The organism is Streptomyces sp. CAI-85, from assembly GCF_013363615.1.
GTDB classification, from domain to species: Bacteria; Actinomycetota; Actinomycetes; order Streptomycetales; family Streptomycetaceae; genus Streptomyces; species Streptomyces antibioticus_B.
Genome location: NZ_JAANNX010000002.1, coordinates 454,936 through 478,131 on the forward strand (window position 1 = coordinate 454,936; position 23,196 = coordinate 478,131).

Genomic DNA, 23,196 nt, shown 5'->3' on the forward strand with positions numbered 1-23,196 from the left:
ACCGCTCACGTCGTCGGGCCGATCACCCCTGCCTCCGCGCCGGGCTGATCACCCCTGCCCTGTACCGCACACGACCTGACCGGGAGTACGCCTCCGTGGCCACGTTCCTCTACAAACTCGGCCGGCTCGCCTTCCGGCGACGGCACTTCGTCGCCCTGATCTGGGTCGCCCTGCTGACCCTCGCGGGCGTCGGCGCGGCCTCCGCGCCCGCCGCCGGCAACTCGTCCTTCTCCATTCCGGGTACGGAGGCGCAGAAGGCCTTCGACCTCCTCGAACAGCGCTTCCCCGGCATGAGCGCCGACGGCGCCACCGCCCGGGTCGTCTTCAAGGCCCCCGACGGCGAGAAGATGACGGACGCCGCCCACAAGGCCACCGTCGAGAAGACCGTGAAGGAGCTGTCCGACGGCTCCGAGGTCGCCTCCGTCGCCGGCCCCTACGAGGGCAACGCCGTCAGCAAGGACGGCTCCATCGCCTACGCCTCCGTGAGCTACAAGGTCTCCGGCATGGAGCTGGAGGACTCCTCGCGCGACGCGCTGGAGACGGCCGCCGACGAGGCACGGGACGCGGGACTGACCGTCGAGATCGGCGGTGACGCGCTCCAGACGACCCCGGAGACCGGCGCCACCGAGATCATCGGCATCGCGATCGCCGCGGTGGTCCTGGTCATCACCTTCGGCTCGCTGCTCGCGGCCGGACTGCCGCTGCTGACCGCGATCATCGGCGTCGGCATCGGTGTCTCGACGATCGCGGCGCTGGCCGCCGCCCTGGACCTGGGCTCCACCACCTCCACCCTGGCGTCCATGATCGGCCTCGCGGTCGGTATCGACTACGCCCTGTTCATCGTCTCCCGCTACCGCGCCGAACTCGCCGAGGGCCGCAGCCGTGAGGACGCGGCGGGCCGCGCCGTCGGCACCGCGGGCTCCGCGGTCGTCTTCGCCGGACTGACCGTCGTCATCGCCCTGGTGGGTCTGTCGGTCGTCAACATCCCGATGCTGACGAAGATGGGCGTCGCGGCCGCCGGCACGGTGGTCATCGCGGTCCTCATCGCGCTCACCATGATCCCCGCGCTGCTCGGTTTCGCGGGCCGCCGGGTGCGTCCGGCGGGCGAGAAGAGCAAGCTGCTCGGCGGCGGCCGCGCCAAGTCCGCCGCGAAGGCCGCGAAGCCCAACATGGGCACCCGCTGGGCGAGTTTCGTCGTACGGCGTCCCGTCGCCGTGCTGCTGCTCGGGGTGCTCGGCCTCGGTGCCGCGGCCGTCCCGGCGGCCTCGCTGGAACTGGGCCTGCCCGACGACGGCGCCCAGCCGACGTCCACCACCCAGCGCAAGGCGTACGACCTGCTCTCGGAGGGCTTCGGCCCCGGCTTCAACGGCCCGCTGATGATCGTCGTCGACGCCAAGGGCAGCGACGACGCCAAGGCCGCCTTCACCGAGGTCGGCGACGAGATCAAGGGCCTGAAGGACGTGGTCACCGTGACCCCGGCGGCCCCCAACAAGGCCGGCGACACGGCGACCATCACCGTCATCCCGGACTCCAAGCCGTCCTCCGCCTCCACCGAGGAACTGGTCCACGCGATCCGCGACAAGGGCTCCGACATCAAGGCGAGCACGGACGCCGAGGTGCTGGTCACCGGCTCGACGGCGATGAACATCGACGTGTCGCAGAAGCTCAACGACGCGCTGATCCCGTATCTGATCCTGGTGGTCGGCCTCGCCTTCCTGCTGCTGATCGTGGTCTTCCGCTCGATCCTGGTCCCGCTGAAGGCGGCCCTGGGCTTCCTGCTCAGCGTGATGGCGGCGCTCGGTGCGGTCGTCGCGGTCTTCCAGTGGGGCTGGCTCTCCGGCCTGATGGGCGTCGAGGAGACCGGGCCGGTCATGTCGATGATGCCGATCTTCATGGTCGGCGTGGTCTTCGGCCTCGCGATGGACTACGAGGTGTTCCTCGTGACCCGGATGCGGGAGGCGTACGTCCACGGCGAGAAGCCGAGCCAGGCGGTGGTGACGGGCTTCCGGCACGGCGCCCGGGTGGTCACGGCCGCGGCGGTGATCATGATGGCCGTCTTCGCCGGGTTCATCGGATCCAGCGAGTCCATGATCAAGATGATCGGCTTCGGCCTCGCGATCGCCGTCTTCTTCGACGCGTTCATCGTGCGCATGGCGATCGTGCCGGCGGTGCTGGCGCTGCTCGGCAAGCGGGCCTGGTGGCTGCCGAAGTGGCTGGACCGCGCCCTGCCCAACGTGGACGTCGAGGGCGAGGGGCTGCGCACGCGGTCCGACGCCGGTGACGAGGACCGCGAACTGGTCCGCGCCTGACGGCCCGGACCTGCTGAAAAAGACCGCCGGTGAGGGCTCCGTGGGGACGGGGCGCCCTCACCGGCACTTTTCTGTGGTGACCTGCTTTGTGACCCACTTTCGGGTGACGGCCCGGCCGTGCGGGTCCCCGGAACGCCGTCGCCGTCGGCACTTCTGCCTATTCAGGGCATTGATGGACATTGCAGTCGACTGTCACCGATATGTGATGGATATGTAACGGACGGCGCCATCGAGTCACTTGTGGCGGATCGGATGCGCAAGTGTGAGCTCTGCGACCAAGTGGTCGCAACCCGCACAAAGCAAGGAGATCTTGTGTCCGTTTCCGCTGTTTCCGCCCGCCGTCTCGCCGCCGCGGCTCTCGCCGCCGCAGCCGTGACCGGGGCGGCGGCGCTGCCGGCGTCCGCCGCCGACGCGCGTCCGAACCGGCCGGTCGTGAAGATCAGCGCCGTGCAGTACGACGCGCCGGGCCGGAACGACCGCTCCGCCCGCTCCCTCAACCAGGAGTGGGTCGAGCTGACCAACACCACCCGCCAGACGGTGAACCTGAACGGGTGGAAGCTCTCGGACCGGGACGGTGACACCTACACGTTCCGCAACTACCGTCTCGCCCCCCGCGCCACCGTCCGCGTCCACACCGGTGTCGGCCGCGACACCCGTACGGACGTCTTCCAGGACCGCCGTCGCGAGGTGTGGGACAACCGCTCCGACACGGCCACCCTGCGCACCGACCGCGGCCGCTTCGTCGACTCCGCCTCGTGGGGCCGCGACCGCCACCACGGCGGCTGGGGCGACGACCGCCGCCACGGCAACGACGACCGCCGCAACGGTCACCACGGCAACGACAACGACCGCCGCCACGGCCACGACGGCCGCGACCGCCACTGACGCCGCACACCGCGGAAGGCGCGCCCATCCCTTCGGGGGTGGGCGCGCCGTCGTGTGTGCGGGTGTGTCCGCTCCCGGCCGGTCGCGGGGGCGAATGTAAGGAAAATGTGCACTCGTGTGATTGAATCAGTAACTAACTGGCCAGTTGGCGAAAACTGATCGCCCGGCTCCTTCATGCACGCACGCTCCAGGCAGAGAGATCCACCTCCCCATGAACGCCACAGTTTCCGGTTTCTACTACGGCGCCGTGACCCCGATAGCCGCCTACGTCATGGCGTGTCTGGGCGCGGCGCTGGGACTGCGGTGCACCACCCGCTCGCTCCGCAGGGCCCAGCGCGGCCGCCGCGCCGGCTGGCTGATGCTGGGCGCGGTCTCCCTCGGCTGCGGCATCTGGAGCATGCACTTCATCGCGATGATCGGCTTCAGCGTCCAGGGCGCCCTGGTCACCTACGACCCCGCGACCACCCTGCTCAGCCTCCTCGTGGCGATCGCCGTGGTCGCCGTCGGCGTCTTCCTGGTCGGCTACCGCGGAGCCGCGCCGCTCAATCTCGGGGTGGCGGGCGTCGTCACCGGGCTCGGGGTGGCGGCCATGCACTACCTCGGCATGGCGGCGATCCAGACCAGCGGCACCGTGCACTACTCGACCCCGGCCGTCGTCCTGTCCGTGGTGATCGCCGTCGTCGCCGCGACCGCCGCGCTGTGGGCGGCCGTCTCCGTCCACGGGCTCTGGTCCAGCCTGGGCGCCAGCCTCGTGATGGGCGTCGCGGTGACCGGCATGCACTACACCGGCATGGCCGGCGTCTCCGTCCACCTCCACGGCGGGACCGCCATCTCCCAGTCGTCCGCGAGCCTGCTGGCGTTCCTGCTGCTCATGCTGGCCGGCCCGCTGGCGGTGCTGCTGATCGCGGCCGTCATCGTGATGTTCGACCCCGACATGATGCTCGGCGAGGACGAGCGCCCCGCCGCGGTCCCCGCGCCCGACCCCGACCCCACAATGCAGTCGCCCGGGTTCGGCACGCACCACTAACGTGCCGTCCATGACGACAGCCGCCCACCCCCGTTTCGCCGAAGCCCTGCACGCCCTGGGTCTCGACGACGTGCAGCCGCGCGTCCGCCGCTTCCCCGACGCGACCCGCACCGCCGCCGAGGCCGCCGCCGCGATCGGCTGCGAGCTGAGCCAGATCTGCAAGTCGCTGATCTTCGCGGCCGACGGCGAACCGGTGCTCGTCCTGATGGACGGCGCCTCCCGGGTCGACGTGGAGCTGGTGCGCAGGGAACTCGGCGCCGAACGGGTCACCCGGGCCGCCGCCGACGTCGTACGGGAGACCACCGGGTACGCCATCGGCGGCGTCCCGCCCTTCGGGCACATCACCCGGACCCGGGTGCTCGCCGACCGGTCGCTGCTCGCGCACGACGAGGTGTGGGCGGCGGCCGGCACCCCGCACACCGTGTTCCCCATGGCCCCCGAGGCCCTGGTCGCCCACGCCGCCGCGACCCTGGTGGACGTGCGCGAGCGCACCTCGTGACCCCGCTGGTCACCACGGCCGTCCTGCTCGCCGCGTTCACCCACGCCGGGTGGAACGCCATCGCCCACCGGATCACCGACAAACTCGTCGGCTTCACGCTGATCTCCGGCGGCGGCATGCTCATCGGCCTCGCCCTCCTGCCCTTCACCCGCACCCCGGCACCCGGAGCCTGGCCGTATCTGTTCGGTTCGGCCGGCATCCACCTTGCTTGTCGGGTGGGGTGCCCGGTCCTTCAGGGCCGGGGTGAATGCCCGCTCCCGCGTGGCGGGGCAGGGGGAGCCGAATCGCCGTCAGGGGGATTCGGCGTCTCGGGAGGGACGGCGGGTGGGGCTGGGACCGTCCTCGAACCGTTCGTGATGTCGGCGGGTTGAGGGCCCTGCGGTCGGGGTTGCCCAGATGGACGAAGGCGTTGCCGGTCACTCTCATGGGTGATGTTGGTCGAAGGCGTGCGCGGGTGGGGAACGGGGTGGCTAGGTTCGCGGCATGTCTCGTTTCCGGATGTATCCGTCGCCCGCGCAGGCCGAGCAGATGCTCACGCACTGCGCGCACGCGCGCTACGTCTGGAATCTCGCCGTCGAGCAGCATGCGCACTGGCGCCGGTGGCGCAGGTCCGCGCCGGGTTTCGTCGAGCAGTGCCGTCAGCTCACCGAGGCCCGGCGCGAGAACGAGTGGCTGGGTTCGGGGAACGCGGATGTGCAGCAGCAGGCGCTCAAGGACTTCGCCCGGGCCAAGAACGCCCGCTTCACGTCCGGGTTCGGTGAGCCGACCTGGCGCAGGAAGCATGTGCACGAGGGTTTCCGGGTCATCGGCACCGACCGTGTGCCGGAACATCACGCGGACGGGTCGGCGAAGCTGAACGCGAAGACCGGCAGGCAGGTCATGGGCCGCTCGGTCGTGGTGCAGAGGCTGAACCGGCGGTGGGCGCAGGTGAAGGTGCCGGGCTGCGGCTGGGTCCGCTTCCGCCTCAGCGTCCGGGGCAAGGGCGCGCGGCTGCCCGCCGCGAAGACGTTCCGGGTCATCTTCCGCAGCGGGCAGTGGCACATCGCCTTCGCCGTCGTCCCTGAGCCGGTCCCGGCGCCCGGCACGGACACGGTGATCGGCATCGACCGGGGGGTCACAGTCACCGTTGCCCTGTCGGACGGCCGGAAGCTGAACTGCCCGCAGCTCACCCTCAAGGAACGCGCCCGGATCCGCAAGCATCAACGGCGTGCGGCACGGGCGAGGAAGGACAGCGCCCGGAAGTCGGCCGAGTACGCGAAGGTGGCCAGGCTCAAGGCGCGGGAGGCGAACCGGCGCAAGGACTGGTGCGAGAAGACCAGCACCATGCTCGCCCGCTCCTATGACCTGGTGCGGTTCGAGAAACTGAACATCAAGAGCATGACCCGCTCCGCGAAGGGAGCCGTGGAGCAACCCGGAAGGAACGTGGCACAGAAGTCCGGTCTTAACCGGGCGATCCTCGCCCAGAGCTGGGGCCTCCTGCGGCAGCGTACCGGGCACAAGGCGCCCGGCCGGGTCGAGGATGTTCCCGCCCCCTACACGAGTCTGCGGTGCAGTGCCTGTGGTTGGATCGACAAGAACTCGCGCAAGAGCCAAGCCGAGTTCGTCTGCTCCTCCTGCGGCTTCACCTGCAACGCGGACAGCAACGCAGCAATCAACGTCGCGGCAGGACAGGGCGGTATCCCACGCCCCCGGCGCACAGCCGGTGCCGGAGGGACGACACCGCCCATCAAGCGGTCGAGCGTCCGTGAACCCCAACCCACATGGGTTGGAATCCCCCTCTTTTAAGAGGGGGAGGATGTCAAATCGCCTACTACGCCCTGCTGATGCGGTCGTTCAGGCTGGGCGACTTCGGCCAGGCGTACCCCCTCGCGCGCGGCTCCGCGCCGCTCGTCGTCACCGCCCTGGCCGCCGTGTTCGCCCACGAGGTCCCCGACGGCTGGGCCGCCGCCGGCATCGCGCTGTCCTGCGCGGGCCTGACCGGCGTCGCCCTGTGGGGACTTCGCGGACGGCGGCCGAACTGGGCGGCGATCGGCGCCGCGTTGGCGACCGGCCTGACGATCGCCGCGTACACCGTCGTCGACGGCCTCGGCGTCCGCGCCGCCGACTCCCCGCTCGGCTACATCGCCTGGCTGATGGCGATCCAGGGCGTCGTCATCCCGGCCTACGCCGTGGCTCGTTGGCGCGACCGCACCCCGTCCCTCCTCCGCCCCTTCGCCGCCCTCGGCCTCCTGGGCGCCGCCCTCTCGGTCGCCGCCTACGCCCTCGTCCTGTGGGCCCAGACCCGAGCCGAACTGGCCCCGGTCGCGGCCCTGCGCGAGTCGTCGATCATCGTCGGCGCGGCCATCGGCGCCCTCTTCTTCAAGGAACGCTTCGGCGCTCCGCGCGTCGCGGCGGCGGTGCTGCTGGTGGCGGGGATCGGGTTGATGCTGCACGCCGGGTGACGTGGCCCGGGGGTACCGAGTGCGCGGGTCAGAGTGTCCGACGGTCCGGCGGAGTGATCTGGATGGCGAGGGCGCCGAGGGACTCCTTCTCCGGTGGATAGATGGCGCGGATGTTGGCGAGTTGTTGTTCGCCGGTGGCGGTCGGGTTCACCGAGGCCGGCCCCTCGCCGTCGAGCAGGGCTTCGAAGTCGGGGCACTCGGTGATCCGCTCGACTTTCACGTCACAGGTCTCGTCGGTGCCCTTGATGCGGAAGCGAAGGATGTCGCCGACGGCGAGGTCCGCGAGGTGCGGGTACTTCACCCGTACCTCGATGGTCTTGGCTCCTGCGGTGACGAGGTCGAAGTACTCGCGGTAGAGGTGGAGTTCGCGGACACGAGGGCTGGTGTGTGTCATGGGGCGGGAACACTCCTGGATGCCTGTGCGGTCATCATGCGGCCGATCTCAGTGGCCGAGTACGAACGGAAGAAATGCGGGGGGCGAGGACAGCAAGGTATCGGTCATGGACAGCAGTTGATCCGCGTACTCTCCGACGGTGCCGGGCCATCGCCGGGTGTCGAGCATCCAGTCGGACGCACCCTCGGGCAAGGGCGCGTGGCCCTCGCGGATCAGCGACTTGGACAGTTTGGCGCCGGTGTCGGTGACGACCTGCGGGCAGAAGAGGCGAGCGGGAAGCCGGCCACGGGTGAGGCCGACGGCTTGAAGGGCTTCGTCGACCAGATGGCATCCGAAGACCCAGTCCCCACCCTTGACCATGACGTGCAGGGTGCCGGGGGAGTCGGAAAGGGCCAGCTCCTTGACCAGGTTGCGGTACAGCGTGGCCAGGTCGAGGTAGGCGCCTCCGGCCCGTGTGACGGCGGTCCGAAAGGGGCCGTGATGGAGACAGACCGCGACCACCTGGGCAGTCTCGCGGTCGGTGAGGCGGACATGCGTGCGCTCGGCGTGCTTCTCGGCCCAACCGCAGCCGTGGTGCGGGCAGGGGATGCGCAGGTGCGGGATACCGGTGGAGGGAGCGAGCCACCAGCGGGCGGCGTCGATGCGGGGCAACAGACGCAGCCAGGTCCGGCGGAACGACTCGCCGCCCTGCTGACGACTGTAGGTCTCGACCTGGTGGGGGACGTCCAGCCGCCGGGACAGCGCGGTGAACAGGGGCTCGTAGAGGGCTCCGACGAGGTCGCTCAGTGCCTGGTCACCCAGAGCCTGGGCGTAGGCGCGTTGGTAGCGATGCCCGCTGACCGGGTCGGTGGTCAGCTCGTAGGGGGCGTTGTCGAGTGCGCTGAACAGGACTTCGGACGGGATGCCGAATCGGTCGCGCAGACGGCCGGCCATGGCGAAGGCCAGGGACTGCACGAGTGAGGTGCCGATGTGCGGGGCGCCGTTGATCTGAGTGCCGACGATCAGCACGATCCGCTGGGGTGCGGTGGCCCGGATGCGTGGACGCAGGATGTCCTCGGCGCGATGGAGGGCGTTGGCGAGGACGGTGGTCGGTGAGGTGGGGTGGGTCGTCATGGGATGTCCCCCTGGGGTGAGTCGGGGCCGAGGCGGAACGCCGCCCAGACGCACTTGCCGGGGCCATGGCGTTCATCCACGCCCCAGTGGTCGGCGACCGCGGAGACGAGGAAGAGGCCGCGGCCGCCGGAGTCGGTGCTCCGCGCCTCTCGCTCGACGGGTGTGCCGTTGCCCGCGTCATGCACCTCGACGCGCAGCACACCGGCGTGCAACTCGACGCGTACGAGGATCCGACCGCCCGCGGGCGCGCCGTGCAGGACAGCGTTGGTGGCGAGTTCGGAAGTGCACAGTCGGATGTCGTCGAGGCGTTCGGTCCGGCCCCATCGGGCAAGCGTCTCGGCGACGAAGGAGCGGGCGGCACTCGGGGTCATCCGGCGTCGGTGGAAGAGCATCGTCTCTCGCTCGACGGCACCGTCGGCGGCCTGATCCGGTGCGAGGGCGTCCGGCTCGGACAGTCTGCTGGGCATGACCAACAGCCAACCGCTGTCGCTCGTTCGGGTCGGGAGCCAGCGCGGGGGCCATGCGAGGGGCCACTATGGGGGCCAGACCTCACGGCGACGGGGAGAGGGGATGGGCGACAGGGGGATCGGCGCACTGCTCACCGTGCTGCGTACCGAGCGCGGCTGGTCCCAGCAGCGGGTGGCCGACGAGTTCAACGCCCTGGAGGGGCGCGCCACCAAGACCGGCAAGGAGATCGGGCGCTACGAGCGCGAGGTGCGGATCCCGGTGCCGTACACGCGGAAGTACCTGGCTCTGGTGTTCGGCGTCGATGCCGCGGAGCTCGACCGGGCGGTCGGGGTCAGCAAGAGCCGACGGAGCGGCAGCAGCACTGAAGTTCCGCAACAGGGGCTGTCGGCAGTTGCTTTGGGGCGTTCGGGCCTACCCACGGGTGCCGTGTCGGCGGACGCGGTGGAGTCGGCGGAGTTCGCCCGGTTCATCGTGCACCGCAACGCCGACGTGCTCGTCGTGGAGCAGGTGGAAGCCGATGTCGCCCGGCTGGCCCGGAGCTATGTCAGTCACCCCCTGCTGGAGCTGTATGTCGAGATCAAGCGACTGCGGAACGGGGTGTTCGAGCTGTTGCGCGGGCGGCAGCATCCCCGGCAGACCACCGACCTGTACGTCGCGGCCTCGCGTCTGTGCGGCCTGTCCGCCCACGTCTGTCTGGACCTGGGTGACTATGACTCCGCGGCCACGCACGCCCGTACCGCCCGGATGTGCGCGGAGGCCGCCGGCCACGAAGGGATGTCGGCCTGGGTACGAGCCGTCGAATCCCTGATCGCCTACTGGACCGGACGGTACGAGCAGGCGGCACGACTGGCACAGATGGGGCGACAGCACCGGGCCGGCGGGAGCATCGGGGCCCGGCTGGCGAGCCTGGAAGCGCGGGCGCTCGCCATGGCCGGGGACCGGGTGGGCGTGGTGGCCGCGCTGGCGGACGCCGAGCGTTTTCGTGAGGCCATGGCGGAGCAGGACGAGGTGCCCGGCGTTTTCGCGTTCCCGGCGGCCAAGCAGTTCACGTACGCCGGTACGAGTCACCTGGCACTGGGCGGGCGGGAGCACGTCCGACAGGCCGTGGTCAGCGCGGACACCGCGATCCGGCTCTACCGCAGTGCCGAGGACGACGACCGGTCGGTGGGTGATCTGTTCGCCGCCCATGTCGATCTCGCCCGCGGCCATCTGCTGCTCGGCGATCTGGACGGCACCGAGGCGATGCTCGGCTTCGTCCTCGACTCCTCGCCGAAGCGCATGTCGGCCAGCATCGTGAGACGGCTCGTCGCTCTGGGCCGGGAGCTGAGCGGGCCGCAGTACGGTGGGGTCGCGCAGGCTGCGCACCTGCGCGACCGACTCCAGCACACGGCCGTCCTCGCGGCCTCGCCCGCCGCCCGTCCTCCGGAGCCGCCGACGTGACCGACCTGTCCGCCGCACGCGCCGCCGCCGTCACCGACCGGGGCCGCCTCGCCGGAAGCGCCTACAGCAGCGATCGGGATCTCGCCGCCCGCCAGTCGCTGTACCAGTGGCAGACACCGCGCTACGACCTGCCCGGCATCGTCGCCGACCGGTTGAGCGGCGTGCGCGGGCGGGTGGTCGATGTCGGCTGCGGCAACGGCAAGTTCGTCCAGCGGCTTCGCGAGGACCGGCCAGATCTGTCGCTGCTCGGTCTGGACATCGCCCCCGGCATCCTCGCCGGAGTGCCCGGCCCGGTCGCCGTGGCGGATGCCACCCGCCTGCCACTGGCCGACGAGAGCGTCGACGGCGTCCTGGCGTTGCACATGCTGTACCACGTTCCCGACATCCCGCGGGCGGTCAGGGAGCTGTCTCGCGTCGTCACCCGCGACGGGTCGGTGATCGTCTCCACCAACAGCGACCGGGACAAGGGTGAACTGGACGGCCTGTGGCGCCGGGCCGCGGGTGACGTGCTCGGCACCGGGCGTGGTCCGGCTCGCATCTCGCTCAGCGCCCGGTTCTCTCTGGAGAAGGCCCCGGCTTACCTGGGAGAGGAGTTCGGCCAGGTGGAGACGATCGAGCTGCCCGGCACCATCACCGTCCACGATCCTGAACCGGTGATCGCGCACATGGCCTCCTACCGGGCATGGGCGGACCAGCACGACGTGCCGTTCGAGGCCACGATCGACCGGGCCCGCGCGATCCTTGCCGAACGCATCGCGCGGCACCGGGCCTTCGAAGTCACGTGCCTGGGCGGCATCCTCGTCTGCCGCCGGGGGTGACGCGCCCTACGGGCGGGCGTAAGGGCGGGTCAGGATTTCCATGTTGTGGGTGTCGGGGTCGGGGAAGTAGGCGCCGCGGCCGCCGAACAGGTGGTTGATGCGGGCCGGTTCGGTGTGGGAGGGGTCGGCGTAGTAGGTGACGCCACGGGCCTCCAGGCGGGCGATCATCGCGTCGAACGCCTCCTCGGGGACGAGGAAGGCGTAGTGCTGGGGCTGGATCGGTTCGTCGCGCTTCTCGTAGTAGTCGAGGGTCACGCCGTTGCCGAGGTCGACGGGGAGGAAGGGGCCGAAGGGGGCTCCGACCGTGAGGCCGAGGACGTCGGCGAGGAACTCCGCCGAGCGGCGGCGGTCGCTCGCGTAGACGGCGGTGTGGTCGAGCCGGGCGAGTGCGGTCATGTGAAGGGTCTCCGTGTCCTGGGGTGGTGGTGCCGAAGAGCAGCAGGGAGGACGGAGAGGGTGGCGGGGCTCTGGCCCGCCCCGGGATCACGCCGAGGCCGGGCGTCTCACTCGTGCGTGGCCCAAGGCCGACCCGGCAGTCACCCGGCCGACGGTAGTGCGCCGGCATCCTCCGTCGCAACGGGGATTCCGGACGGTGCCGGAGGTGACTGGGTGCGGGGGCGCGTGCGGAGGCGCACCCTGGAAGCAGGTCTTCCGGAGGTGATCGTCATGATGCACACCACTGTGGGATGGCATGTCGAGCTGGAGTTCAAGGAGGACGGGCGGCGCACGGACGCGGCGGCCCTGGTCCGGTTGCCCGACGGCACCGAGGTCCGGGCGCACGGGCACGCGGTGCGGCACACCATCGACTCCGACCAGCCACGGGTGGGCGAGGAGATAGCGGGCGCCCGCGCGTTGAACGAGATCGCCATGCGGCTGCTCACCAAGGCGCACACGGAGATCGACGAGGCGTCGGGGCGGACCTCGCACCCGATCAACGTATAGCCGTGCGCAGCGCTCTCAGCAGGGCCTGGGCCCTCGGGTCCGCCGTCACGCTCGTCCGGAAGCCGTTGGTGACATAGCCGAACGCGAGGCCGGACTCCGGGTCGGCGAGGCCGAGGGCGCCGCCGCGGCCCGGGTGGCCGAAGGAGGCGGGTGACAGCAGCGGGGACGCGGCGCCGTGCAGCATCGAGCCGAGGCCGAACCGGGTGTGGACCACCAGGACCCGGTCCGGTCCGGCGGAGCGCTCACCGCGGGCCAGTTCGACCGTCTCCGGGGTGAACAGCCGCTTCCCGCCGTCGACCTCGCCGATGAGGGAGGCGTAGAAGCGGGCCAGGCCGTCCGCCGTCGCGATGCCGTTGGAGGCGGGCAGGACGGCCGCGCGGTAGCCGGGGTCGTTCTCGTCGGGCAGCGGGGTGATCGCGGCGAAGGCGCGCCGGGTGAGGGAGGAGGGGTCGGTCCAGGCGGCGGTGACGGCCGGCTTGGGCCTGGTCCTGAGCGCCCCCGTGGGCGCCGGCGCGTCGATCTTCCCCACGCGCCCCACCCGCGCCCGCTGCGCCTCGGGCAGTCCGAGCCACAGGTCGGCGCCGGCCGGTCCGGCGATCTCGTCGGCGATCCACGCGCCGACGCTGCGCCCGGTGACCCGGCGCACCAGCTCGCCCGTCAGCCAGCTATAGGTCTGCGCGTGGTAGCCGTGGTCGGTGCCCGGCTCCCACGCCGGGGCCTGTGCCGCGACGGCCGCGGCGCCGAGGTCGGGATCGGCGGCCTCGGCGGGGGTCAGCGGCCGGTCCAGCGCGGGCACGCCCGCCCGGTGGGCGAGCACGTGCCACACCAGGGTCCGCTCCTTGCCCGCCGTCTTGTACTCCGGCCAGTACGCCCCCACCGGCGCGTCCAGGTCCAGTTCGCCGCGCTGGTGCAGCAGCAGGAGGACGGCGGCGGCGACGCCCTTGGTCGCGGACCGCACGATCTGCGCGGTGCCCCGCTCCCAGGGGGCCGTGCCGTCGACGTCCCGGGTGCCGCCCCACAGGTCCACGACCTTGTGCCCGTCGCGGTAGACGGCCACGGCCGCGCCCCGGTCGCCGAGTGTCTCGAAGTTGCGTACGAACGCCTCCCGGACCGGCTCGTAGCCCTCGGCCACCGCACCGTGCACGTCCACGCCCACGTCCATCCGCCCCTTTTCCGCCACATCGCCTTCGACGCTCACCACAACACCCGCGTCCGGCCACTGATTCCTGTCCGGCGTCAGCCCAGCAGGATCGTCACGTCGATGTTGCCGCGGGTGGCGTTCGAGTACGGGCACACCTCGTGCGCCGCGTCGACCAGCTTCTCGGCGAGGCCGGCGTCGAGGATCGGCAGGGAGACGCTGAGGGCGACGGCGAGGCCGTACCCCTTGGTCCTGTTGGGGCCGATGCCCACCTTCGCGGCGACGGTCGAGCCGGCCAGGTCGTAGCCGGCCCGGTTGCCGACGAGGATCAGCGCGTTGTGGAAGCAGGCGCTGTAGCCGGCCGCGAAGAGCTGCTCGGGGTTGGTGCCGTTGCCGTCCCCGCCCAGCTCCGGCGGCATCGCCACCTTCAGCTTGATCTGCCCGTCCTGGCTGGTCACGAAGCCGTCGCGGCCGCCGTGCGCGGTGGCCTCGGCGACGTACATGATCTTCGTCGGACGGGTGTCGACCGCTTCCGTCTCGGCGCCTTCTGTCACGGCGGGGGACCTCCCAGCATTGTGCCCAACTGCATCGTGCACAAGGTACCGGCCGGTAGGTCGAGAGTCTCTCGGCAGGGGGAAGTTACCTCAGGTAACCATCATCGAGCCGTCCCGCCGCCGCCTGTGCCCGGTCCGCGAGCCGCCGCAGTTCCTCGCGCAGCCGCGCGACCTCCGTGTCCGCGAGATCCGTCGCCGCCATCAGTGCGCCCGGCACCCGCGCCGCGCGCCCCTTGAGTTCCTCGCCGCGCCCGGTGCACGCGACCAGCACCGAGCGCTCGTCCCGCGCCGCGCGCTCCCGGCGCACGAGCCCGGCCGCCTCCAGCCGCTTCAGCAGCGGCGACACCGTGCCGTAGTCGAGCCGCAGCGCCGCCGCCAGCTCCTTGACGGTCGTCTCGCCGCGCTCCCACAGCACCAGCAGCACGAGGTACTGCGGGTAGGTGAGGCCGAGTTCGTCGAGGAGCGGACGGTAGGCGGAGGTCACCGCCCGCTGGGCCGCGTACAGCGCGAAGCACAGTTGGTCGTCGAGCAGCAGTGAGCCGTCGCTCTCCTGGTTCGTCACGCGCCCATTGTCGCGGTGCGCGGGTCGAACCCGAAGGGCAACTCCAGCCGATGCGCGCTCATCAGCGCCTCGTCGGCGAGCAGTTCGCCGGTGCGCCCGTCGGCCGCGATCACGCCGTCGCTCAGGATGAGGGCGCGCGGGCACAGTTCGAGGGCGTACGGCAGGTCGTGCGTGACCATCAGGACGGTGACGTCCAACGCCCGCAGGATGTCGGCGAGTTCACGGCGCGAGGCGGGGTCGAGGTTGGAGGACGGCTCGTCCAGGACCAGGATCTCGGGGTCCATCGCGAGCACCGTCGCGACGGCGACCCGGCGGCGCTGTCCGAAGGAGAGGTGGTGCGGCGGGCGGTCCTTGAACTCGGCCATGCCGACCTGCCCGAGCGCGCGGTCCACCCGCTCCTCCAGCTTGGCGCCCTTCACCCCGGCCGCGGCCGGGCCGAACGCGACGTCCTCGCGGACCGTCGGCATGAACAACTGGTCGTCCGGGTCCTGGAAGACGATGCCGACCTTGCGCCGGATCTCGGCCATGTGCCGCTTGCCGACGGGCAGTCCGGCGACCGTGACCGTGCCGGCGCCGCCGCTCAGGATGCCGTTCAGATGCAGCACGAGGGTGGTCTTGCCGGCGCCGTTCGGCCCGAGCAGCGCGACCCGTTCGCCGCGCGCGACCGAGAAGTCCACGCCGAACAGGGCCTGATGGCCGTCGGGATAGGCGAAGGCGAGGCCGGAGACCTCCAGGGAAGCAGTGCTCACGGAATCCATCCCACCACGGCCGGCGAAGTCGTCGGAACTCACAGCGTCCACCCCACCAGGCACACCGCCAGCGCGGCGGCCGGCAGGGCGAAGGCGTACGACCACTGGGCCCGGGTCGCGCTCACCTCGTCGATCACCGGCATCGCACCGGCGTACCCCCGGCTCATCATGGCCAGATGCACCCGCTCGCCGCGTTCGTAGGAGCGGATGAACAGCGCGCCCGCCGACTTCGCGAGCACCCCCCAGTGACGGACCCCGGACGCCTCGAAGCCGCGGGACTCCCGGGCGATCCGCATGCGCCGCATCTCGTCGGTGATGAGATCGCCGTAGCGGATCATGAAGGAGGCGATCTGGACCAGCAGCGGGGGCAGCTTCAGCCGCTGGAGGCCGAGCAGCAGGGCGCGCAGCTCGGTGGTGGCGGCGAGGAGGACGGAGGCGGCGACGCCGAGGGTGCCCTTGGCGAGCACGTTCCAGGCGCCCCACAGGCCGTTGACGCTGAGGGACAGGCCGAGGACGTCCACCCGCTCGCCCTCCGCCACGAACGGCATCAGCACGGCGAACGCCACGAACGGCACCTCGATCAGCAGCCGCTTCAGCAGGAAGCCGGCCGGTACGCGCGCGCGGTGCGCGACGACCGCGAGCAGCAGCGCGTACACCCCGAACGCCCACATCGCCTCGCGCGGCGTCGAGACGACGACGACCACGAAGGCGAAGGCGGCGGCGAGCTTGGTGTGCGGCGGCAGCGCGTGCACCGGCGAGTGCCCGTGCCGGTACAGCCGGTGGGCGTGCCCCGCTCCCATGTCAGACGCTCGTGCTCGCCGGGGACACGTCCTCCGCACGGCGCCTGCGCACCGCCCAGAACACCGCGCTGCCCGCGACCACGGTCACGCCGACGCCGATCACGCCCGCGAGGCCGCCGGACAGCCGGGCGTTCGTCACGTCCTTGACGCCGTAGTCGGCGAGCGGGGAGTCGGCGGCCGCGTGGTCCTCGACCTTCTTGTCGATGCCCTTGTCCGCGGCGACCTTCTCCAGGCCGTCGGGGTTGGCGGAGGCGTAGAAGCTGACGAAGCCGGCCAGGACGAGCGAGGTGACCAGGCCGCCGATCCACAGCGTGCGCCGGGAGGTGCGCGCCGCGACGGGCGCCGTGGGCGCCTCCTCGGCCGGGGGCGCGTCCACGAGTTCGCCGTTGACCCGGAGCCGGAGCCGGGGCGTCAGACCGCGCGCGCCATGGACCAGGTCCGGGCGGACGGCGATGACGGCGCCCACGGTCAGCGCGGTGATCACGGCCTCGCCGATGCCGATCAGCACATGCACGCCGACCATGGCGGTCGCGACCTTGCCGATCGGGATGTCGGTGGTGCCGCCGATCCAGTAGATGAGGGTGAAGGCGAGGGCGGCGGCCGGCACGGACAGCAGCGCGGCGGTGAAGGAGGCCGCGGTCACCGAACGGCGGCTGCGCGGCAGCACCTTGAGCAGACCGCGGAAGACGGCGTACGCGACGACCGTCGTCACACCGGCCATGACGGTGATGTTGACGCCGAGCGCGGTCAGACCGCCGTCGGCGAAGAGGATGCCCTGCATCAGCAGGACCACGGACACGCACAGGACCCCGGTGAAGGGGCCCACGAGTATCGCGGCGAGCGCGCCGCCGAGCAGATGGCCGCTGGTCCCCGCCGCGACGGGGAAGTTCAGCATCTGCACGGCGAAGATGAACGCCGCCACGAGGCCGGCCAACGGGGCCGTGCGGTCGTCGAGTTCACGGCGCGCGCCGCGCAGGCTCACGGCGATGGCGCCGGCGGCGACGACTCCGGCGACGGCGGAGGTCGGGGCGTTGATGAATCCGTCGGGTACGTGCACCGTTCGATGATAGTGGCTTAATGCGAACGGTTCGCAAGAGCGAGTGGCTGGTTTTATCGCGGATGTGAGATGAGGCGGGGTACGAAAGGGCATATTCCGCCAGATGTGCGACATTGGAGGAGGAAGTGGTCGCCGCGGCTTCCGTGCGACGACTTCCGCCCAGGTCACGCTGCGTGAGAGGGTCGGCCGATGTCCGTAGTCGAGCAGTACGCGCGCGCCCATATCGTCACCGACGCGGACATGGTCGAGGAGGAACGCACGGCCGTCCCCGTCGTCCTGCGCTACGACCCCGACGACGATCCCCGCTCGGTGTGCGTCGGGCTCCCCGACCGGCACGAGTGGACCTTCGCCCGCACGCTCCTCGAACAGGGGCTGCGCGCACCGGCCGGCACCGGCGAGGTGCGGGTGTGGCCGTGCGGCCGGGTGCAGGCCGTCGTCGAGTTCCACTCCGCGCACGGTGTGTCGGTGGTGCAGTTCGAGTCGAAGGCGCTGGTCAGATTTCTGCGCCGCACCTACGCGGAGGGCCTGCCGGTCGCCGCGCTGACCACCACGACCACCGAGTCCCTCTGACCCGGGCGTACGGCGTTCAGCCGCCCGTCTTCAGCAGCGCCGCCACGATCGGCCCCGCCGTGTCGCTGCCGTGGCCGCCCGCCTGGACGACACCGGCGGCCGCGAGATCACCCCGGTACGCGGTGAACCAGCCGTTGGGCTTCTCCTGGTTGTCGACCTCCGCCGAGCCGGTCTTCGCGCCGTAGTCCGGGCCCAGGCCCGACATCGCCCCGGCGGCCGTGCCGTACCCGGCGGTGTAGTTCATCAGCTCCCGGAGCTGCGCCAGCGTGTCCGCGGACATCGCGCGCGCGGCGGTGGCCAGGGTGCGGCCGTCGACCGAGGGGGCGACCAGATACGGCTGGTGGAAGGTGCCGGACTTCACGGTCGCCGCGACCGACGCCATGTTCAGCGGGTTCATCCGCACCCCGCCCTGCCCGATCAGCTCCGCCGCCATCTGGGCCTTCGACTGCACCGGCACCGAGCCGTCGAGGGTGGGCACGCCCACCGACCAGTTGTTCAGCGACAGACCGAAGACCTGCTGGGCCTGCTTGGTCAGGCTGTCGTCGTCCAGCTCGGGGGCCTGGCTGATGAAGGCCGTGTTGCAGGAGCGGGCGAAGCTCGCCTTGAAGGTGCCGCCCTTGATCTCGAACTTGTCGTCGTTCTGGAACTTCCAGCCGCCGTACGTGAAGTACTTCGGGCACGGATGCGCCTTGTCCGCCGACGCCAGGCCCTTCTCGATGAGCAGCGACGACGTGATGACCTTCATCGTGGAACCGGGGGCCAGGGAGCCCTGGAGCGCCACGTTGAACCCGCGGTTGCTGTTGGCCACCGCGAGGATCTCGCCCGTGGACGGACGCAGCGCCACGACCGACGCCCGCGAGCGGGACGCCACCTGCTGTTCGGCGGCGGCCTGGAGGGCCGGGCTGAGCGTCGTCTCGACGGTGCCCGGGGTGCCCTTGCTCAGCTCCAGCAGGGTCTTGTCGGAGACCTTCTTCGCCTTCGCCGCCTTGCCGCGCACCACGCGCAGTTCGACCCCGGCCGTACCGCCGGCCTTCTTGCCGTACTTCTCGCGCAGGCCGTCCAGCACGGTGCCCAGGGAGGGGTACTTCGCGGTGGTCAGCTCCCCGCCCTCCCGGTCCAGCGCCTTGACGGGCGGATCGCCGGCCTCGCCGGTCACCAGGGTGTCCCCCTCGGTGAGGTCGGGGTGGACCACGGACGGCTCCCAGTCGACCAGCGGCCTGCCGTCCTGCGCCCGCCGGACGACGGTCAGCGCGCTGTCGTAGGCGAGCGGCTTGCTGACCTTCTTGTACGTGACCGTGCCCTTGACGGAGAACGCCACCTTGTCGCCGGTGCGGGTGCCGGGGGTGAGGGTGACGTCCGTGATGCGGGCGTCCTTGCCGAAGCCGGTGAGCAGGGCGGTGGCGGCCGCCGTGTCGTCGGTGGCGGCCGCGGCCTTGGTGACGGAGCCCTTCTGCCAGGCCGTGAGGAACGTCTCCGCCGCGGTGGTGACCTCGGCCGCCGACAGCGGGCCGGTCCTGACGGCGGCCTTCTTCTCGCCGCCCGCGCCGTCCTCGGCGGCCGCGCCGCCGTACAGCGCGTAGACGCCGACGCCGGTGGCGCCGACGACCACCGCGACCATGCCGCCGACGACGGCCGGCCGCCGCTTGGTGCGCCGCTCGTCGACGCGTCTTCTCTTGCCCACGGCCTGTGATCCTCCGGATCCCCAGGGGCGGGGCCCCCACGCCCCGATGCCCTCGCTGCCCTCACCCACCCAACGACGAACACCACCCTAGAGTCCCGTCCGGCGGGGGTGACGCCATGTGTGACGTCAGCCACCCCCCGTGTCCCGCCCGGCTACCCCGCCCGCAGCACCTCCGCGACCAGGGGGCCGGAGGCGTCGATGCCGTGGCCGCCGTCCTGGACCATCGCCGCCGCGGCGACGTCGTCGCGGTAGCCGGTGAACCAACTGTTGGACTTGGCCTGGCCGTCGACCTCGGCGGAGCCGGTCTTCGCGCCGATCCGGCCGCTCAGACCGGACATCACACCGGCCGCGGTGCCGCTGGTCGCGGTGCGGTTCATCATGCCCCGCAACTGGGACACGGTGCCGGCCGAGAGGCCCCGCGCGCGGGCGAGTTCACGGCCGTCGAGGCTCTGCGGCACGATCACCGGCTGGCGGAAGGCGCCCGTCATCGCGGTCGCCGTCACCGAGGCCATGGTGAGCGGGTTCATCTGCACCTGGCCCTGGCCGATCAGGTTCGCCGCGGTGTCGGGGCCGCCGGAGGCCGGGACGGAGCCGTCGAAGGAGACGATGCCGGTCTGCCAGTTGAGGCCGATCCCGAAGCGGTCGCGGGCCTCGGCGGTGAGGGTGTCCACCTTCAGGTCGTCCGCGTACTTCACGAACGCCGTGTTGCAGGAGCGGGCGAAGCTCTCCGAGAGGGTCGCGTTCTCGTCGGGCTTCATGCCGTCGATGTTGTGGAAGGTCTGGCTCTGCCAGACGGCCTCGGACGGGCAGGGCGCGGGCCCGCTCGCGGTGGTGACGCCGTTGTCGATGAACGTGGCCGCGCTGACGATCTTCATGGTGGAGCCGGGCGCGACCTGGCCGAGGACGGCGGCGTTCCAGCCGTCGGTGCGGTTGTTGGCGATCGCGAGCACCTCGCCGCTGCTGGGTCTGACGGCCACCACCGACGACTCCGGGTACTTGGTCACAGCCTTCTCCGCGGCCGCCTGGACGCGCGCGCTGAGCGTGGTCGGCAGTCGGCCCGCCTTGCCCTCGGTGAGGGTCAGCAGCGGGGAGTCGGCGGTCTCCGGCTCGGCGTGATGGACGGCCAGTTCGACGCCGGGCGTGCCGCCGGCCTTGTCGCCGTACTTGGCGCGCAGTTGGTCCAGGACCGGCCCGAGGGAGGGGTACTTCTCCTTCGTCAGCACCTTGCCGTCGCGGTCCACCGCCTCGATCGGCGGCGCCGCGGACTCGCCCGTGACCAGGGTGTCGTCCATGTCCTTCAGCTCGGGGTGGACGACCGAGGGCTGCCAGTCGACCAGCGCCTTGCCGGTGGTGACCCCGCGCACCACCGTCAGCGCACTCTCGTAGGCCAGCGGCCGGCTCTTCCCCTCGTACGACACCGTGGCCTTGACGGTGAACGGGACGGTGGCCCCGCCCGCCGCGCCGGGGGTGATCTTCACCCCGGAGATGTGGGCGGCGCCGTCGTAGGAGGTGAGCAGCGCCTCGGCCTTCTGCGCGTTGTTGGTGAGCGCGGCCGCGGCACTCGGCTGCCCCTTCTCCCAGGCCGCGAAGAAGGCGGCGCTGGTCTCCTTCACCTCCGACCCGCTGGGCGGCCCGGTCCGCACCGGCGCGGGACCGCTCCCACCGGCCCCCGGGCCGCCCCCGTTCAAGGCGTCCACGATGTTGAACGCCCCGTACGCGGCCCCGCCCACCATCACGGTGAACACGGACCCGACTATCGCGGCCTTGGCCCCCTTGCGCATGTGCGAACCCTCCCCGTCGATGCCCTCGCGGGCGTTTTCTGAACGCGTTCAGAAAGCATCTGCTCGGGCTCACCATAGACAGGGAGGGGCGCGTGTGGGGCGGCAGTTGCCGGAATCGTTAGACCCATGTGTCCAGCCACATACGTGACCGCCAGTCGTCGATCGGGATGGCCTCGCCCGTGTACAGGGGCCAGAAGTAGATGAAGTTCCAGGCGATCAGGAGGGTCAGGACGCCCGCGGCCGTCGCGCCGGCGACGCGGCGGGTGTCCGAGGAGCCGGGTGGGCCGACCAGCGCGCCGGTCATCATCGCGACCGCGAGGCACAGGAAGGGCAGGAAGACGACGGCGTAGAAGAGGAAGATCGTGCGCTCCTGGTAGAGGAACCAGGGCAGGTAGCCCGCCGCGATCGCGCAGGCGATCGCGCCCGCGCGCCAGTCGCGGCGCAGCAGCCAGCGCCACAGGACGTACAGGAGCGCGAAGCAGGCGGCCCACCACAGCAGCGGGGTGCCGAGGGCCAGGACCTCGCGGGCGCACTTCTCGCCCGCGTCCGTCGGGCAGCCGTCCGCGCCGGGGGCGGGGGACTCGTAGAAGTACGACACCGGGCGGCCCAGGAGGATCCAGGACCACGGGTTGGACTGGTACGTGTGCGGCGAGGTGAGGTGGGTGTGGAACTGGTACACCTCGTGCTCGTAGTGCCACAGGCTGCGCAGCCAGTCGGGGAAGAGCCAGGTCCAGTCGCCGCCCTTGCCGTCGTTCGCCGCCCAGTCGCGGTAGTAGCCGCCCGAGCCGTCCGTCGCGGAGAGGATCCAGCCCGTCCAGGAGGCCAGGTAGGTGACCAGCGCGACCGGGACGGTCGACAGGAACGTCCAGCCCGTGTCGTGCTTCAGCACCGCCAGATACGGCCGGCGGGCGCCCGCCACCTTGCGCGAGCCGACGTCCCACAGCAGCGTCATCAGCAGGAACGCGGCCATGATGTACAGGCCGTTCCACTTGGTGCCGATCGCCAGGCCGAACATCACACCGGCCGCCCAGCGCCAGGGCCGCAGCCCCAGCCGGGTGGTCTCCGCGATGTGCGCGTCCGGGCGGTGACGGCCGTCCGCGTCCGGCGGGAGCGCCGCCGCGAGGCGTTCGCGCGCCCGGTCGCGGTCCACCACCAGACAGCCGAACGCCGCCAGCACGAAGAACATCAGCACCCCGTCGAGCAACGCGGTGCGGCTCATCACGAAGTGCAGCCCGTCCACGGCCATCAGCGCGCCGGCCAGACAGCCCAGGAACGTCGAGCGGAACAGCCGGCGGCCGATCCGGCACAGCATCAGCACACTCAGCGTGCCGAGCAGGGCGGTCATGAACCGCCAGCCGAACGGATCGAAACCGAAGATCAGCTCACCGAGCCCGATCACGTACTTGCCGACCGGCGGATGCACCACGTACGCCGCGTCCGAGGGGATCGTGACATGGCCCCCGGAAGACAGGATCGCGTCGTTGGCGTTCTTGTCCCAGTTGACCTCGAACCCGCGGTGGACGAGCGCCCACGCGTCCTTGGCGTAGTACGTCTCGTCGAATATCACCGCCTTCGGACTGCCCAGGTTCCAGAACCGGATCACCCCGGCCACCAGCGTCACCAGCAGCGGACCGCCCCACCCCGACCAGCGCAGGATCCGGTCGGTCCACACCGGCGGCACGCCGAGCGACCGCCACAGCCGGGGCGAGGGCTTCGCGTACGGCGGCACCAGCCGCTCCCGGACATCGCCCGAGGGGACCGCGGCATGGCCGAATCGGCGCAGCCGCCGCTGCCACGACGACGGCCGCCGGTCGTGCTCCGGCGGGGCGAGCCGGTGGTCGTCGGTGGCGCCGGCGGAGCCCTTGATGCCGGTGGAGCCCGTGGAACCCGTGGAGTCCATGGAGGACGCGGTACTGGTCACCGCGCCATCGTAGGGAACCGCGCTGTGTGAGTCCCGTGCATGGGCCC

General features: G+C 71.3%; 21 protein-coding genes and 3 pseudogenes. 11 read left to right on the top strand and 13 right to left on the bottom strand.

Annotation, left to right across the window (positions count from 1 at the left end; all coding sequences use genetic code 11):
* Nucleotides 1-95 precede the first annotated feature (95 nt).
* The 7 genes and pseudogenes from G6W55_RS05075 to G6W55_RS05105 form a co-directional block, all read left to right on the top strand.
* Nucleotides 96-2,309 carry an MMPL family transporter gene (locus G6W55_RS05075; protein ID WP_175519533.1) on the top strand — a complete coding sequence of 738 codons (2,214 nt, stop codon included), beginning with the start codon at nucleotides 96-98 and terminating at the stop codon, nucleotides 2,307-2,309.
* Between the two features lie 312 nt (nucleotides 2,310-2,621).
* Entirely contained in the window at nucleotides 2,622-3,194 is a 573-nt protein-coding gene (locus G6W55_RS05080; protein ID WP_309243632.1) for a lamin tail domain-containing protein, read from the top strand.
* Nucleotides 3,195-3,405: 211 nt separating this feature from the next.
* Nucleotides 3,406-4,221, top strand: coding sequence for an MHYT domain-containing protein (locus G6W55_RS05085; protein WP_175519535.1), 816 nt, complete (start codon nucleotides 3,406-3,408; stop codon nucleotides 4,219-4,221).
* 10 nt (nucleotides 4,222-4,231) lie between these two features.
* The gene (locus tag G6W55_RS05090) at nucleotides 4,232-4,720 is read left to right on the top strand and encodes a YbaK/EbsC family protein (protein WP_175519536.1); all 489 of its coding nucleotides are present in this window, start codon (nucleotides 4,232-4,234) and stop codon (nucleotides 4,718-4,720) included.
* Nucleotides 4,717-4,929: pseudogene (locus G6W55_RS05095) on the top strand (EamA family transporter); the annotation flags it as partial. The gene G6W55_RS05090 and the pseudogene G6W55_RS05095, both read left to right, overlap by 4 nt.
* 274 nt (nucleotides 4,930-5,203) lie before the next feature.
* The gene (locus G6W55_RS05100) at nucleotides 5,204-6,505 is read left to right on the top strand and encodes an RNA-guided endonuclease TnpB family protein (protein ID WP_175519537.1); all 1,302 of its coding nucleotides are present in this window, start codon (nucleotides 5,204-5,206) and stop codon (nucleotides 6,503-6,505) included.
* A 17-nt stretch (nucleotides 6,506-6,522) separates the two neighbouring features.
* Nucleotides 6,523-7,161: pseudogene (locus G6W55_RS05105) on the top strand (EamA family transporter); the annotation flags it as partial.
* A 28-nt stretch (nucleotides 7,162-7,189) separates the two neighbouring features.
* On the opposite strand, the gene G6W55_RS05110 reads toward G6W55_RS05105, so the two are convergent.
* From G6W55_RS05110 to G6W55_RS05120, 3 genes and pseudogenes are all read right to left on the bottom strand, one after another.
* Nucleotides 7,190-7,555 (bottom strand): ASCH domain-containing protein, encoded by a 366-nt coding sequence (locus G6W55_RS05110; RefSeq protein WP_175519538.1) that lies wholly within the window; start codon nucleotides 7,553-7,555, stop codon nucleotides 7,190-7,192.
* Nucleotides 7,552-8,668, bottom strand: a pseudogene (locus G6W55_RS05115) (hypothetical protein). The gene G6W55_RS05110 and the pseudogene G6W55_RS05115 overlap by 4 nt, the downstream one beginning before the upstream one ends.
* Nucleotides 8,665-9,135 carry an ATP-binding protein gene (locus G6W55_RS05120; RefSeq protein ID WP_175519539.1) on the bottom strand — a complete coding sequence of 157 codons (471 nt, stop codon included), beginning with the start codon at nucleotides 9,133-9,135 and terminating at the stop codon, nucleotides 8,665-8,667. The pseudogene G6W55_RS05115 and the gene G6W55_RS05120 overlap by 4 nt, the downstream one beginning before the upstream one ends.
* A 103-nt stretch (nucleotides 9,136-9,238) precedes the next feature.
* Here G6W55_RS05120 and G6W55_RS05125 point away from each other — a divergent pair, with 103 nt between their 5' ends.
* Nucleotides 9,239-10,576: an XRE family transcriptional regulator gene (locus tag G6W55_RS05125; protein ID WP_175519540.1), complete on the top strand. Its 1,338-nt coding sequence runs from the start codon at nucleotides 9,239-9,241 to the stop codon at nucleotides 10,574-10,576.
* Complete coding sequence (locus G6W55_RS05130) at nucleotides 10,573-11,394, top strand: class I SAM-dependent methyltransferase (protein ID WP_175519541.1); 822 nt, start codon at nucleotides 10,573-10,575, stop codon at nucleotides 11,392-11,394. The genes G6W55_RS05125 and G6W55_RS05130 overlap by 4 nt, the downstream gene beginning before the upstream one ends.
* Before the next feature lie 6 nt (nucleotides 11,395-11,400).
* Here the strand turns inward: G6W55_RS05130 and G6W55_RS05135 are convergent, their stop codons facing one another.
* Nucleotides 11,401-11,790 carry a VOC family protein gene (locus G6W55_RS05135; RefSeq protein ID WP_175519542.1) on the bottom strand — a complete coding sequence of 130 codons (390 nt, stop codon included), beginning with the start codon at nucleotides 11,788-11,790 and terminating at the stop codon, nucleotides 11,401-11,403.
* Nucleotides 11,791-12,060: 270 nt separating this feature from the next.
* On the opposite strand from G6W55_RS05135, the gene G6W55_RS05140 reads away from it, so the two are divergent.
* Entirely contained in the window at nucleotides 12,061-12,336 is a 276-nt protein-coding gene (locus G6W55_RS05140; RefSeq protein ID WP_030792459.1) for a DUF1876 domain-containing protein, read from the top strand.
* Here the strand turns inward: G6W55_RS05140 and G6W55_RS05145 are convergent.
* The 6 genes from G6W55_RS05145 to G6W55_RS05170 form a co-directional block, all read right to left on the bottom strand.
* Complete coding sequence (locus G6W55_RS05145; protein ID WP_175519660.1) at nucleotides 12,326-13,486, bottom strand: serine hydrolase domain-containing protein; 1,161 nt, start codon at nucleotides 13,484-13,486, stop codon at nucleotides 12,326-12,328. The two genes, G6W55_RS05140 and G6W55_RS05145, sit on opposite strands and share 11 nt — an antisense overlap.
* Nucleotides 13,487-13,572: 86 nt before the next feature.
* Nucleotides 13,573-13,977 (bottom strand): organic hydroperoxide resistance protein, encoded by a 405-nt coding sequence (locus tag G6W55_RS05150; protein ID WP_205069698.1) that lies wholly within the window; start codon nucleotides 13,975-13,977, stop codon nucleotides 13,573-13,575.
* A gap of 136 nt (nucleotides 13,978-14,113) precedes the next feature.
* Nucleotides 14,114-14,590, bottom strand: coding sequence for a MarR family transcriptional regulator (locus tag G6W55_RS05155; RefSeq protein ID WP_175519543.1), 477 nt, complete (start codon nucleotides 14,588-14,590; stop codon nucleotides 14,114-14,116).
* Nucleotides 14,587-15,348: an energy-coupling factor ABC transporter ATP-binding protein gene (locus G6W55_RS05160; RefSeq protein WP_175519544.1), complete on the bottom strand. Its 762-nt coding sequence runs from the start codon at nucleotides 15,346-15,348 to the stop codon at nucleotides 14,587-14,589. The genes G6W55_RS05155 and G6W55_RS05160 overlap by 4 nt, the downstream gene beginning before the upstream one ends.
* A 29-nt stretch (nucleotides 15,349-15,377) precedes the next feature.
* Complete coding sequence (gene cbiQ, locus G6W55_RS05165; RefSeq protein ID WP_175519545.1) at nucleotides 15,378-16,139, bottom strand: cobalt ECF transporter T component CbiQ; 762 nt, start codon at nucleotides 16,137-16,139, stop codon at nucleotides 15,378-15,380.
* Nucleotide 16,140: 1 nt separating this feature from the next.
* Nucleotides 16,141-17,196 carry an energy-coupling factor ABC transporter permease gene (locus tag G6W55_RS05170; RefSeq protein ID WP_175519546.1) on the bottom strand — a complete coding sequence of 352 codons (1,056 nt, stop codon included), beginning with the start codon at nucleotides 17,194-17,196 and terminating at the stop codon, nucleotides 16,141-16,143.
* A 189-nt stretch (nucleotides 17,197-17,385) separates the two neighbouring features.
* On the opposite strand from G6W55_RS05170, the gene G6W55_RS05175 reads away from it, so the two are divergent.
* Nucleotides 17,386-17,766 (top strand): SsgA family sporulation/cell division regulator, encoded by a 381-nt coding sequence (locus G6W55_RS05175; RefSeq protein ID WP_175519547.1) that lies wholly within the window; start codon nucleotides 17,386-17,388, stop codon nucleotides 17,764-17,766.
* A gap of 16 nt (nucleotides 17,767-17,782) precedes the next feature.
* On the opposite strand, the gene G6W55_RS05180 is transcribed toward G6W55_RS05175, so the two are convergent.
* The 3 genes from G6W55_RS05180 to G6W55_RS05190 all read right to left on the bottom strand — a co-directional run bounded on the left by G6W55_RS05180 (nucleotide 17,783) and on the right by G6W55_RS05190 (nucleotide 23,149).
* Entirely contained in the window at nucleotides 17,783-19,447 is a 1,665-nt protein-coding gene (locus tag G6W55_RS05180; protein ID WP_175519548.1) for a penicillin-binding transpeptidase domain-containing protein, read from the bottom strand.
* 152 nt (nucleotides 19,448-19,599) lie between these two features.
* Nucleotides 19,600-21,228, bottom strand: coding sequence for a penicillin-binding transpeptidase domain-containing protein (locus G6W55_RS05185; protein WP_175519549.1), 1,629 nt, complete (start codon nucleotides 21,226-21,228; stop codon nucleotides 19,600-19,602).
* A gap of 118 nt (nucleotides 21,229-21,346) precedes the next feature.
* A complete protein-coding gene (locus tag G6W55_RS05190) occupies nucleotides 21,347-23,149 on the bottom strand; it encodes a dolichyl-phosphate-mannose--protein mannosyltransferase (protein WP_375372431.1) in 1,803 nt (600 codons plus the stop codon).
* Nucleotides 23,150-23,196: the final 47 nt, after the last annotated feature.